The organism is Pseudomonas sp. Colony2 (assembly GCF_019382755.1).
Lineage (GTDB): Bacteria > Pseudomonadota > Gammaproteobacteria > Pseudomonadales > Pseudomonadaceae > Aquipseudomonas.
Window position 1 is genome coordinate 2,757,716 of sequence record NZ_CP080030.1, and the last position, 13,048, is coordinate 2,770,763.

Annotated in this window: 9 protein-coding genes; 6 read left to right on the forward strand and 3 right to left on the reverse strand. The window is 62.4% G+C overall.

Annotation, left to right across the window (positions count from 1 at the left end):
• The first annotated feature begins 47 nt into the window (after positions 1–47).
• The gene (locus JV201_RS11050; RefSeq protein WP_003210259.1) at positions 48–1,514 is read left to right on the forward strand and encodes a hypothetical protein; all 1,467 of its coding nucleotides are present in this window, start codon (positions 48–50) and stop codon (positions 1,512–1,514) included.
• Here JV201_RS11050 and JV201_RS11055 read toward each other — a convergent pair whose 3' ends face one another.
• Positions 1,515–2,957 carry a PLP-dependent aminotransferase family protein gene (locus JV201_RS11055; protein ID WP_008431368.1) on the reverse strand — a complete coding sequence of 481 codons (1,443 nt, stop codon included), beginning with the start codon at positions 2,955–2,957 and terminating at the stop codon, positions 1,515–1,517.
• Between the two features lie 130 nt (positions 2,958–3,087).
• Here JV201_RS11055 and JV201_RS11060 point away from each other — a divergent pair, with 130 nt between their 5' ends.
• The 3 genes from JV201_RS11060 to JV201_RS11070 all read left to right on the forward strand — a co-directional run bounded on the left by JV201_RS11060 (position 3,088) and on the right by JV201_RS11070 (position 6,158).
• Positions 3,088–3,723, forward strand: a complete 636-nt coding sequence (locus JV201_RS11060; RefSeq protein ID WP_003210255.1) for a LysE family translocator — start codon at positions 3,088–3,090, stop codon at positions 3,721–3,723.
• A gap of 78 nt (positions 3,724–3,801) precedes the next feature.
• Positions 3,802–4,860: a diguanylate cyclase gene (locus JV201_RS11065; protein WP_219406899.1), complete on the forward strand. Its 1,059-nt coding sequence runs from the start codon at positions 3,802–3,804 to the stop codon at positions 4,858–4,860.
• Positions 4,861–4,928: 68 nt separating this feature from the next.
• Entirely contained in the window at positions 4,929–6,158 is a 1,230-nt protein-coding gene (locus JV201_RS11070; RefSeq protein WP_177021181.1) for a M20/M25/M40 family metallo-hydrolase, read from the forward strand.
• 150 nt (positions 6,159–6,308) lie between these two features.
• On the opposite strand, the gene JV201_RS11075 is transcribed toward JV201_RS11070, so the two are convergent.
• Both JV201_RS11075 and JV201_RS11080 read right to left on the reverse strand, forming a co-directional pair.
• Positions 6,309–9,380, reverse strand: a complete 3,072-nt coding sequence (locus JV201_RS11075) for an efflux RND transporter permease subunit (RefSeq protein WP_219406900.1) — start codon at positions 9,378–9,380, stop codon at positions 6,309–6,311.
• Between the two features lie 2 nt (positions 9,381–9,382).
• On the reverse strand, positions 9,383–10,489 hold the full coding sequence (locus JV201_RS11080) for an efflux RND transporter periplasmic adaptor subunit (RefSeq protein ID WP_219406901.1): 1,107 nt from the start codon (positions 10,487–10,489) through the stop codon (positions 9,383–9,385).
• A gap of 186 nt (positions 10,490–10,675) precedes the next feature.
• Here JV201_RS11080 and JV201_RS11085 point away from each other — a divergent pair, with 186 nt between their 5' ends.
• Both JV201_RS11085 and JV201_RS11090 read left to right on the forward strand, forming a co-directional pair.
• On the forward strand, positions 10,676–11,542 hold the full coding sequence (locus JV201_RS11085; protein WP_177067173.1) for a pirin family protein: 867 nt from the start codon (positions 10,676–10,678) through the stop codon (positions 11,540–11,542).
• Between the two features lie 63 nt (positions 11,543–11,605).
• Positions 11,606–13,048: a mechanosensitive ion channel domain-containing protein gene (locus JV201_RS11090; protein WP_219406902.1), complete on the forward strand. Its 1,443-nt coding sequence runs from the start codon at positions 11,606–11,608 to the stop codon at positions 13,046–13,048.

Here is a 13,048-nt window from a genome sequence, read left to right on the forward strand (position 1 = left end):
TCGCCGATCACCTGAGCTTCAATTTTTTAACTATGGATGGATAAAAAATGAAATCGAAAAAAGCGTTCATGCTCGGAGCCGCCATCGCGGCGTCCTGCTTCGTTTCGGCCTGCGCCCTGGCCGAACAATCTCCTGCACACTTGACGCCGCAACCGTTGCAGCAAGCCGTGCAACAAGCCCTCAAGAGTGGCGGCAACGTCACGGCGCAGAAGGCGTCGGCTGCCTTCCTGGACAAAATCAAAACCTCGCAGCAGCTGAAAAAGCCGGTTCAGGCTGCCAAGGCCTTGAGCGGGGTTGTGGTCGCCGAGCCTGTACAGGCAGATAGCGCCAAGGTGGATGCCCAGGCCGTGGCGGCCCAGGCGTTCACGCCGCTGTGCCAGACCCTCGGTATCAACCAGATGTATAACCTGGACGGTGTGCAAACCGGCAACGACGTCTGCTACCACTTCAACGTGCCCCAAAAGGCACGGGCGACAGTGATGCTGGTAGGGCAGAGTGCTGCCACCAACATGTCCCTGACCCTGTTCCAGGACGACGGCCAGAACAACATCACTTCTCTCGGCACGTCGGATAACCCGGGCAATGCCAACGAGGTGTTGGCTGGCGTACTGCCACCTGGCGACTACTACTGGTTCATGCATGCCAATTCGGCTGACGGTTCGCCGTTCAGTTTCGGCGTGGATATCAACATGACGATTGACGATTTCGAGCCTAACGACAGTTTCGAAACGGCTTATCAACTGCCGGATACCCTGAACTACGTCACGGGTAACTCCGACACGGCGACCGATGAAGACTACTTCTCCTTCAAGGCCCTGCGCGGGCAGAAGGTCAGTGCCTATTTCGACGGTGTGAACGAGAGCGATCGGGGCCAGTGGATTTCCGAGTATTTTGACGGCGTCAAATGGATCCCGATCAGCCCCAAGGCGAAAATCACCTGGCCAACGCCATCGGTTAATGGCGTGGTGAACGTACGGGTGCGGCCTAACCCGGCCGCAACCTGGAAGGCTACGGCGCGCTACAAGCTGTCGCTGGGCTCCACACCCGAGGTGTTGAGCCACAGTGTGCAAGGTGACAACGTGGTGCGGATCCCGGCTTCGGCCAATGACTACGACCCGTTCATGACCACCCAGGCGGCACGTGACTTGAGCTGGGCCGTGACCTGGGCCGACAGCACCGGTAAACGCCTGCAGGGACTGACGCCGTATCTGCAACTCGACAAGCACGTCAACCGTAATACCTACCTGCCGGTGTACATCCCTTACTACGGTTCGGTAACCGGCGTGTCGGGCGCGGCATCCGGTACGGTCAACCTGGGCAACTGCGCGGGTGAGGCGACTGTCAGGTATGTGTCCTACGACTCGGGTTACAAAAATACCTGGGAGACCAACTACAACTTCGCCGTCTGGCGCCTGCGCATCGAGGAGTACCCGGATGTCGGCGTGGGTGGCGACGCTACCCCGGTCAGCATGGCTCATATCTGCAGCCAGCGCGTGATCTCCAGTGAACGGTGATCAACCCTCCGCTTGATCCGTAACCCCGGCGCCAACTCTTCGGGTTGGCGCCCTCAGCAACCCTTCAAACTGCGCCTGAACCCGCCCTTCGTCGCAATGCGCCACATTAAACCGCATGAAATCCCGCAACCCCGGCTCATACCCGAACAACGCCCCCGGCGCCAACACCATCCCACGCTTCAACCCTGCTTCAGCCAGCCGCTCACCATTCACCCCGGCCGGCAACCGCGCCCAGATAAACATCCCCCCCTCAAACCCCATCGGCAATTCACACCCACAACGCCGCAGCCACTGCTCAACCCGCCCCCCAGCCTCCAGCAGCCGCTGAACCATGCGCTTGCGATGCCGGGCATACCCACCCTCACTCAGCAGCCGATACACAATCTGTTCGAACAGCTCGGACGTTATGCCGCCGCTCATCAACTTCATATTGGTCAGATTCGCGGCCAATTGCGGCGCCGCCACCACATAACTGACCCGCGCATTCGCCGTCAGCACCTTCGAAAACCCCGACAGGTACGTCACCTGCTCCAATCCCGCCAAAGTCGCCAGGCGCGGCGGCGGGTTAGGGTGCAAATCCCCGTAAAGATCATCCTCAACGATATGGCAGCGATACTCCCGGGCCAGTTGCAACAACCGAAACGCTTGGCTCGGACTGAATGAATGCCCGGTGGGGTTATGCAACACGCTGGTGGTCAGGTACAGGCTCGGACGATGCTCCGCCAACAACTGCTCCAGCGCGACAAAATCAAACCCGTCAGGCCGCCGCGCAATCGTCACCACCTTGACCCCATGCAACGCCAGGTTCGCGTGGAAGTTGAAATAACACGGTGCATCCAGCAGCACCGTGTCCCCGGGCCGCGCCAGCAGGCGCATGAGCATGTCCAGGCCTTGCACCGTGTTGGGCGTAGTGATGATTTGTTCCACCGGCACCGACAACCCTTCACCGTGCAGTTTCTGTTGCAGCGCCTGGCGCAACGGCAGCAGGCCCGCCGGGGTGCCCAGCCCGGCGATGCGCAGGGTAGGGGCGCGGACTGCGCTGCGCATGGCCTGGCGCAGGGCTTCGGAATCCAGCCAGTCTTCCGGCAGATGGCCGCCGCCGGGGCGCAGGTCGCCCTGGGCCATGGCCAGGGGGCGGCGCAGTACGCTGAGCAAGTCCTGGGGCAGCAAGTCGACCCAGGTGCTGGACGACGGCTGTGCCAGGCTGCTGGCGACAAAGTGCCCGCGGCCCTGGCTGGAGGTCAGGAGGTGACGCCCGCGCAGGCGATCCAGCGCTTCATTCATGGTGAATTTTCCGACGCCCAGCAAGGCTCCCAACTCACGCACCGAAGGCAGTTTGCTGCCAGCGGCCAATTCGCCTTGCTCGATCGCATGGGCCAGGGCATCGACGATCTGCTGCACCTTCGGTGCTCGGTCATGAAAGTGAATCGCAGGAATGGGCATCACACTGTCCTTAAGTTTGCCGCCAACTTCACCGGTAAAGTCTGCGCGTATATCCGTAGAGTTTACCTGCCTGTGGCGGCACGTGCGCCCTAGACTGCAAGCCCTCTTTCCTGCTGTGAAATTCCACGCCATGGCCACCGCGCTGACGCTGTCTTCGTTTTTGTATTTCCTGCTGCTGTGCACCACCCTGGCCTTCAGCCCCGGGCCCATGACCTTGTTGTTGCTCAGCCTCGGCCTGAAGGACGGCCTGCGCCGCTCCCTGCCGGCGCAGTTCGGGGCGAGTGTTTCCTACCTGGTGTCGATCCTGATCTTTGCCGTGGGTTTCTCCGAGCTGATCAAGGATTACCCGCTGATCACCCGGATCATCCAGGTGGTAGGCGTGGCCTACATCCTTTACCTGGCCTACAAGCAATGGACCAGCAGCGGAGTGACCATCAAGACCAACGATGCAACCCCGGAAAATGCCCGCAGCCTGTTCGGAAAAGGTCTGCTGACCGGGTTGTCGAATCCCAAGGCGATCATTCTGTTCAGCGCGGTATTCCCGCAGTTCGCCGCCATCGGCCAGGGCAGTGCCGCCGCCGACATCGCGATCCTCGGCCTGACCTTCCTGCTGCTGCAATTTGCCAGCGGCTGCCTGTATTGCTACTTCGGCCAGCGCATCAAGCACGTGCTGGAAAACCCCAAGCGCCGGGTGTTGCTGCAACGGGCCACGGCGGTGTTGCTGCTGGGGGTGGCGCTGATGTTGGCCCGGGGCTTTTCCAGCTGAAGGTCAGCTTATGAGCGGTAGTGGCGATCTGCCGGTGCCCTGATAGACTTCGGGCATTCATCCAGGATCAAGCCAGACATGCCAGCCGCAGGAGGAAACGGACTTTCGCTCGCTTCACGCTTGTACAAGTCGCGCACCCTGGGGTTGACCCTCGGGTTTGTCTGTGTGGCCGCCGCCATCTACCCGCTGGATAAATCCGCTTGGGTCTGGGGAGTGATGATCGCCAATGCCTTCATCTGGCCGCATGTGGCCTACCAATGGTCGCGGCACTCGAAAAACGCCCTGCGCTCGGAACACCGCAACCTGCTGTTCGACTCGTTTTGCGGCGGGTTCTGGGTTGGCGCCATGCAGTTCAACCCGCTGCCCAGCGTGACCACCTTGTCGATGATGACCATGAACAACGTCGCCATCGGCGGCCCGCGCTTCATGCTCGCCGGTTGGGTGGCCCAGGCGCTGGGCATCGGCGCCTCGATGCTGGTGTTCACTCCGGCGGTGACCGCCCTCACCAGTGAAGTGCAGCTCTACGCCTGCCTGCCGATCCTGATGCTGTATCCCCTGGCGCTGGGCTGGATCTGTTACCGGCAAGCGATCACCCTGGCCCGGCACAAGCGCGAGTTGCTGGCCCTGAGCCGCACCGACAGCCTGTCGGGCCTGCTCAACCACGGCGCCTGGAAAGACCACCTGGAAATCGAGTTCCAGCGCTGCCGCCGCGACCAGCAGGGCGCCGCCATCGCGCTGATCGACATCGACCACTTCAAGACCATCAACGACACCTACGGCCATGTCACCGGCGATATCGTGCTGCGTCAATTGAGCAAAGTGCTGCGCCAGAACCTGCGGGCCACTGACCTGGCCGGGCGCTACGGTGGCGACGAATTCTGCGTGATCCTGCCGGACATGCCCCTGAACCGCGCCACCGAGGTGATGGACGCCCTGCGTGATCGCTTCAACTCCCTGGCCTACGCACAGGACCCGACCTTGCGCGCCAGCCTGAGCATCGGCCTGGCGCCATACCGGCCGGCACACGCCGACGCCACCAGTTGGCTGAACGATGCCGACCAGGCCTTGTACGAGGCCAAGAGTAGCGGGCGCAACCGGGTCAGTTCGGTGCAGGGAAGTTGGCTGAGGTCGATCTGAGGATCAACAAATCGGTGTTTGTCAGGTAGGGTGGAGCGCTACCTTCCAACAAAAACAAGGATCGGTTCATGCTCTTCAACTTCCCGCGTACCTTGCTGGCGGCCACCCTGGCGCTGTCTTTCGCCATGCCGGCCTTCAGCGCCGAACCCCACAAACAGATCCAGGCCGATTCCGAGCAGTACAAGGCCGAGGCCTTGAAACTGTTGGAGCGCCTGGTGAATATCGATTCGGGCTCCGGCTACGAGCCGGGCCTGACCCAAGTGCGTGACATCGCCGTCGATGAGCTCAAGCAACTGGGTTTCAGCATCCAGTTGGTGCCGGATGCCGCCGCTCATAACAGCCATGTCATCGCCACCCTCAAGGGCACCGGCAAGGCCAGGATCCTGCTGATGGCCCACATGGACACGGTGTTCAAGGAAGGCTCGGCGGCTGCCCGGCCGTTCCACATCAAGGACGGCCGCGCCTATGGCCCGGGCGTAATGGATGACAAGGGCGGCATCGTCGCCGGCATCTACGCTTTGAAAGTCCTGAAAAACCAGGGCTTCAAGGACTACGCACAAATCACTTTCCTGCTGGACGCCAGCGAAGAAACCGGCACCGACGGCGCGTCCGAGCTGATCCGCAACACCGCCAAGGGCCACGACGTGACGCTCAACCTGGAACCGGGTCGCCCGGCCGATGGCCTGGTGGTATGGCGCAAAGGCAGCGCCACCGCCGTGGTCGAGGTCAAGGGCAAGGCCGCCCACGCCGGCGTCGCCCCGGAATTGGGGCGCAACGCGGCGATGGAAGCGGCGCACCAGATTCTGCAACTGGGCAAGCTGGGGGATGCCGAGAAGAAAACCACCATCAACTTCACCGTGATCAACTCCGGCGACCGGGTCAACGTGATCCCCGACCAGGCCACCGCCAAGGCGGATGTACGGGCGGCGTTGCCGGAAGAGTTTGACCGGATCGAGAAAGACCTGGCACGGGTCTCGGCCAACAAGCTGATCCCCGAGACTGAAGTGACCACCAGTTTGCACCGTGGCCTGCCGCCGATGCCGCAGACGCCGGAGTCGGACAAGCTGGTGGCGATTGCCCAGGGGATTTATGGCGAGTTGGGGCGCAAGCTGACCATTGAGGGCAGCGGCGGGGCGGCGGATGCGAGCTTGTCGGCTGGCGTGGGTACGCCGACCCTGGACGGGTTCGGGATTGTCGGGGGCAATATCCATACGCCGGAGGAATATGCCGAGGTGGAGAGCGTGGCGCCGCGGATTTATCTGCTGAGCCGGATGATCATGGAGCTCTCCAAGCGCTGACTTAAAAACGCCACACCTCTAAATGTGGGAGCGGGCTTGTGTGGGAGCGGGCTTGCTCGCGAATGCGGTCTATCAGTCGACATCTGCTTATCTGGTACACCGCTTTCGCGAGCAAGCCCGCTCCCACATTGGTTTGTGGTGTTGGTTGGATCAGGTTGCAGGCACCACTTCCCGGGTCTTCTCCCGCCCCAGCACCAAACTGCACAACGCCGGCAAGAACAGCAACGTCAACACTGTCCCCACCAGCACCCCGCCAATCAACACATACGCCAGCGACGACCAGAACACCGACAGTGTCAGCGGAATAAACGCCAGCGCCGCCGCCAGCGCGGTCAGGATCACCGGGCGTGCCCGGCGCACCGTGGCCTCGATGATCGCCTCGCGAATCACCATGCCCTGGTCCTGGTTCTGCCGAATCTGGTCGGTAAAGATCAGCGTATTGCGCATCAGAATCCCGCCAATCCCGATCAACCCCAATATCGCGTTGAACCCGAACGGCTGGTTGAACAGCAACAACGTCGGCACCGCTCCGATCAGCCCCAGCGGCGCGGTGGCGAACACCATGAACATCACCCCGAACGAACGCACCTGGAACATGATCACGGTCAACGTCAGCAGAATCATGATCGGGAACAGTGCCGCCAGCGCCACGTTGGCCTTGGCGCTTTCCTCCACCGGGCCGCCGATGACGATCTGATACCCGGACGGCAGCTTGGCGATCAGGGGTTGCAGGTCCTTGTACACCGCCATTTCCACGTCTGGCGGCTGGGTGCCGTCGACAATATCGGCGCGCACTTCCACGGTCAGCGCACGGTTGCGGCGCTTGAGGGTCGGTTCTTCCATCACCGCCTGGAAATGCCCGACCTGGGCCAATGGCACCGAGACGCCGGCACTGTTGGTCAGGGTCATATTGTCCAGGTTGCCGAGGTCTTCGCGCTGGCTGCCCTGGGAGCGGGCAACCACTGAAACGGTGCGATTGCCTTCGCGCACTTCGGTGATCGGGTTGCCGCTGAGCAACGCGTTGAGCTGGGATTTCACCCCGTCGGGGGTAAAGCCCAGCAGGCGCAGGCGGTCCTGGTCGAGTACCAGGCGGTAACTGCTGGCGCGCTCGCCCCAGTCGAGGAAGCTGTCCCGCGTGAGTGTGTTGGCCGCGACCACTTGGCGCACGTCTTCAGCCAGGCTGCGCAGCACATTCAGGTCGGGACCGGACACGCGAAACACCACCGGGAAGGGCACCGGCGGGCCGAACACCAACTGGGTGACGCGCACCCGCGCCGATGGAAATTCGCCGGCCGCGATGCGTTCAGCCATGCGTTTTTTCAGGCTGTCCCGGGCATGGGCGTCGGCGGTCTGCACGATCAACTTGGCGAAGGCGGGATCTGGCAGCTCAGGGTTCAGCGACAGGAAAAACCGTGGTGCACCACCGCCGACATAGGTATCGACCATCACGGTTTGCGGCTCCTCCATCAGCGCCTTTTCCACCTGCGCCGCTACCGCCTCGGTGCTTTTGAAGGCGCTGCCCGGTGGCATGTACACCTCAAGAATCAGCTCGGAACGGTCGGAGTTGGGAAAGAACTGCTTCTTCACCACGCCCATGCCCAGGCCACACAGCACAAAGGCCGCCACCACCAGCCCGGTGACCAGCCAGCGTCTGCGCACGCAAGCATCCACCAGGCGCCGCAGTTTCTGGTAATAGCGCCCGGCGTAAATTGCGTCGTGGCCGCCGACAACCGGCTGGATGTGCGGCAGCAGCTTGACCCCCAGGTACGGGGTGAACACCACCGCCACCAGCCACGAGGCGATCAGCGCAAAACCGACGATCCAGAAAATATTCCCGGCATATTCACCGGCCCCCGAGCGGGCAAAACCCACCGGCAGGAAGCCGATAATCGTCACCAGCGTGCCCGTGAGCATCGGCGCGGCGGTGGAACTCCAGGCGAAGGTGGCCGCGTGGATCCGGTCAAAACCTTCCTCGAGTTTGACCACCATCATCTCGATCGCAATGATCGCGTCGTCCACCAGCAGGCCCAGGGAAATGATCAACGCGCCCAGGGTCACCCGGTCGAATTCGCGGCCGGTCATCAGCATGATCACAAACACGATCGACAAGGTCAGCGGCACCGCAGCGGCCACCACCAGGCCGACGCGGAACCCCAGGGCCAGCAGGCTGATGACCATTACCACCGCGAGGGCGACGAAGAACTTCAGCATGAACTCGTTGACCGCCAGGCTGATGTTTTTCGCCTGGTCGGAGACCTTGGCGAAGTTGACCCCCAGCGACAGGTCGGCCTGGATTTTCGCTTCCTGGGCCTTGAGGGCCTTGTCCAGTTCCAGGCCGTTCCAGTGCTTCTCCATGATCACCCCGAGCATCAGCGACGGGTCGCCCTGATGACGGATACGGTAGCTGGGCGGGTCTTCATAACCCCGGCTGACGGTGGCCACATCGGCGATGCGCAGCAGCTTGCCGTTGGCTTCCAGCGGGACGTTTTCGATCAGCGCCAGGCTGTCGAAGGCCCCGTCGATGCGGATATAGGCGCGTGCCCCGGCGGTCTCGACAAAGCCTGAAGGCGCCACGGCATTCTGGGCGGCGAGGGCGGCGAAGATCTGCTCGGGCTTGATGCCCAAGGTGGCCAGGCGCTCATAGGAAAACTCGACGAAGATCCGCTGCGCCTGTTCGCCGAGGATATTGACCTTCTTCACTCCCGGCAGATTGAGCAGGCCCTGGCGCATGTCCTCGGCCATTTGCACCAGTTGCCGGTGGGGTAGATGTTCGGCCTCCAGCGCGTACAGGGAAAAGTATACGTCGGAGTATTCATCGTTGAAGAACGGCCCGATCACCCCCTTGGGCAACTTCGCGGCTTCGTCGCTGAGCTTTTTGCGGGTCTGGTAGAACAGGTCCTGGATCTCGCTGGGACGGGTGGACTCCAGGTACGTCATGCGCATCGAGACGAAGCCCGGTTGGGCGATGGTTTCGACGCGGTCGTAATAGTCCAGCTCCTGCAGGCGTTTTTCCAGACGGTCGGCCACTTGCTCCTGCATCTCTTGCGCGGTGGCGCCGGGCCAGGCGGCGGTGATGGTCATGACCTTGACGGTGAACGAAGGGTCTTCGGCGCGCCCCAGTTTGCCAAAGGCAAAGACCCCGGCGGCGAGGATCGCGATGATCAGGAACAGCGTGACCGCGCGATGCTTGACCGCCAGTTCGGAGAGGTTGATCCCGCGCATTATCAGTGTTCCTGCTGACGGTTGAGGTCCAATACCTGGGCCGGCAACAGGCGTACCGCGTCACCGCTGTGCAGCAGGTGCGCGCCGAGGGCGACGACTACTTGGCCTGGGTCCACGCCACTGTCCAGCAACGCGTCCTCCTGGCCGAGGCTGGCGACGTTGACCGGGGCGAAGCTGACTTTGTCATCGGCGCCAATCACCCACACACCGGTGCCTTTGCCGGCATCCTGCAGCGCCCCGATGGGCACGCGGGTCTGTTGCGCCTGGCCGTTACCTTGCAGGCGCACGGTGATGGTCGAGCCGAGAGCGAAGCGGTCGACGGGGCCATGCAAGACATAGCGGGCCCGGTAGGTGCGGGTGGTCGGGTCGGCGCTGGCAGACAGCTCGCGCAACGTGGCGGTCACTGCTTGCTCAGGGGCGCCGAAGGGGAACGCCAGGGCTTTTTGCGAAGCCTGGTCGCGCTGGTTTTCCGGGAGGTTGACGATGGCTTCCCGGGCGCCGTCGTGGGCCAGGCGCGCCACTACTTGCCCCTCGGCGACCACTTGGCCGCGGTCCACCCGTACGTCGGTGATGATGCCGTCGCTGTCGGCCCTGAGCACCGAGTAGGTGCGGCGGTTTTCGATCTGGCTGGCGTCGGATTGCGCGGAGGCCAGTTCGGCTTCGGCCACCCGCAGATTGGTGGCGGACTGGTCGAAAATCTGCCGCGACACGGCGCCGGTATTGGCCAGGCGCTGGTAGCGGGATTCATCGTCCCGGCGTTGGCGCAGTTGCGCCTGGGCCGCATTGACGCGGTTTTTTGCCGAACGCAGGGCCAGTTCGAAGTCGCCGATATCCAGCACCAGCAAAGTGTCGCCACGGTTGACGTGCTGGCCGGGATCAACCTTGCGCTCGATCACCTTGCCGCTGACGCGGAACCCCAGGTCACTTTCCGTGCGTGCGGCCACTACGCCGGTGTAGGCGCTTTGCTGGCTGCCCGCGGCTTCGACCTTGGCGGCCAGCACCGGGCGGGGCAGGGGCGCTTCGGCGACGGGGTCGGCCTTGTTGTTGCAGCCACTGAGTACCGCCAGCAGGGCCAGGGGGGGGAGAAGACGCAGGGGGAGAGGGTTCATGTCGGGCTCCGTGGGGCGGGGTGAGCTAAAAATTACGCTTGTAATATTTGTCGCCATATTATGGTCGAAATATAAAATAATCCAGCCCCGAGTATTTGTTCCACTGGTGGGACGATCAGGGCCGGTTTTGCCGTCTAGCGCGGAATTGGTATCGGATTTAAGGTGTATCCATTACTGGAGACACATATGAAAAAGATCATCGGCATCTACACCAGCCCACGCGGCCATTGGGTCGGCGACGGCTTTCCGGTTCGCACGCTGTTTTCCTACGACACCATGGGCAAGCAGATCAGCCCGTTCCTGTTGCTGGATCACGCCGGTCCTGCGGCGTTCACCCCGACCGAGCAACGTCGTGGCGTGGGCCAGCATCCTCATCGCGGTTTTGAAACCGTGACCATCGTCTACAAGGGCGAAGTCGAGCACCGCGATTCCACCGGCGCCGGCGGCACCATCGGCCCGGGCGATGTGCAATGGATGACAGCCGCCAGGGGCATCATTCACGAGGAGTTTCACTCCGAGGCGTTCGCCCGCAGCGGCGGGGCCCTGGAAATGGTCCAGTTGTGGGTCAACCTGCCGGCCAGGGACAAAATGACCGATGCCGGTTACCAGACCATCCTCGATGGCGATATTCCGACGCTGCCCCTGGCCGACAACGCCGGCAGCCTGCGCTTGATCGCGGGCGAGTTCGACGGGGTCAAAGGCCCGGCTCGCACCTTCACACCGATCGACGTGTGGGACATGCGCCTCAAAGCCGGCCGCTCTGTGACGCTGGACCTGCACGCCGGGCGCAACACCGCGCTGGTGGTGTTGCGCGGCACGGTGCGGATCAACGGCACTGAAGTGGCGCGGGAAGGGCAGTTGGCACTGTTCGAGCGCGATGGCACGCAACTGCGCCTCGAGTCCAGCGACGACGCCATGGTGCTGTTGCTCAGCGGCGAGCCGATCGACGAACCCATCGTCGGCCACGGCCCGTTCGTGATGAACACCGAGCAGGAAATCCACCAGGCGTTTGCTGACTATCAGTCCGGGCAATTCGGGCAGATGCAGCGCTAGGGCGCTATACCCTCCAAAGGCATTTCATGCGATCTTCATGGCATTCGCCCTGGAGTCGCCTGAATGCCCTCATTTATCTCCGATCACCCGATGTTCTGTGCCTTGGCGCTGGTGCTGATCGATATTGCCGTATGGCGTTTGATCTCTGCCGATTTCGCCAACTGGAAGCTGGCGGCGCGGCTGGTGATTTTTGCGGTGTTCAGCGCCGTGCTGTTCAACGAAGGCATGAACCCGATGCAGGTCGCGCCGTTCGGCGACAACGTGGCGCTGCATTTGGCGGCAACGGCGTTCCAGATCGGCTGGTGGCTGTTTGCGGCGCGCACCCTCACGGTATTGCTCGGCGCGGTGATGATGCAGCGGGTCGGCCACACCGGGCGGCTGTTGCAGGATCTGGTGGGCGCGGTGATCTTCCTGATCGCGATCATCGCCGCCATGGCCTACGTGCTCGACCTGCCGGTCAAGGGCGTGCTGGCCACTTCCGGCGCGGTGGCAATCATCGTCGGCCTGGCGTTGCAAAGCACCTTGAGCGACGTGTTTTCCGGCATCGTGCTCAATACCACCAAACCCTACCAACTGGATGACTGGGTCTCCATCGACGGCACCGAAGGCCGGGTGATCGACATCGACTGGCGCGCCACCCAACTGCAAACCTCCCAGGGCAGCCTGGCGGTGGTGCCCAACTCGTTGGCGGCCAAGGCCAAGATCATCAACTTCTCACGTCCCGCAGATATGTTTGGCTTGGCGGTCAGCCTGCAAGTCAGCCCCCATGCGCGGCCCCAAACCGTGCTGGATGCGCTGGAGCGGGCGATGCAGGGGTGTCGGCCGTTGTTGGCCAAGCCGGCGCCGAGCGTGGCGTTCAAGACGTCGGCCAGTGGTGGCGTGGAGTATGAGATCAGCGGGTTTGTGCCGGCCATGGCGCTCAAGCGTGAGGTGCGCAATCAGCTTTATGATTTGGCGTTTCGGCATTTGCAGGCGGCGGGGGTGAGCTTGTTGTCGGCGGCCGAGAGTAATGCGCCGGTGGCGGTTTCCCGGGCTCGGGCGTTGTTGGAGAGTTCGTCGATTTTCTCGACGTTGAGGCAGGAGGAGAAGGAGACATTCAGCCAGAACATGACGCTGCAGACCTTTCGCGCCGGGGAGATGATTTTGCCGGCGGGGGAGGTGAGTGATCACCTGTTTATCATCGAGTCCGGGGTGATTTCGGTGATGTTGACCAAGGCCGGGCACAAGTTTGAAGCGGGGCGGATGGGGCCTGGGGAGGTGATTGGTGAGGCCGGGATTTTGTCGGAGCAGGGTGTGCCTGCGGACTTTTCGGCGAAGACGTTTTGTACGTTGTATAGGATTGAGAAGGAGTATCTGAAGCCTTGTCTGGATGCTCGGCATGACATCAGTGAGGCTATGAAAAGCCTGCTGGATTTCAGGTTGCATGCGGCTCAGAGTTTGACGCAGGAGGCGCCTGTGGTGCCGGTTAAGAAGGGGTTTATGCAGTGGCTGCGGAGTCGGGCCTGA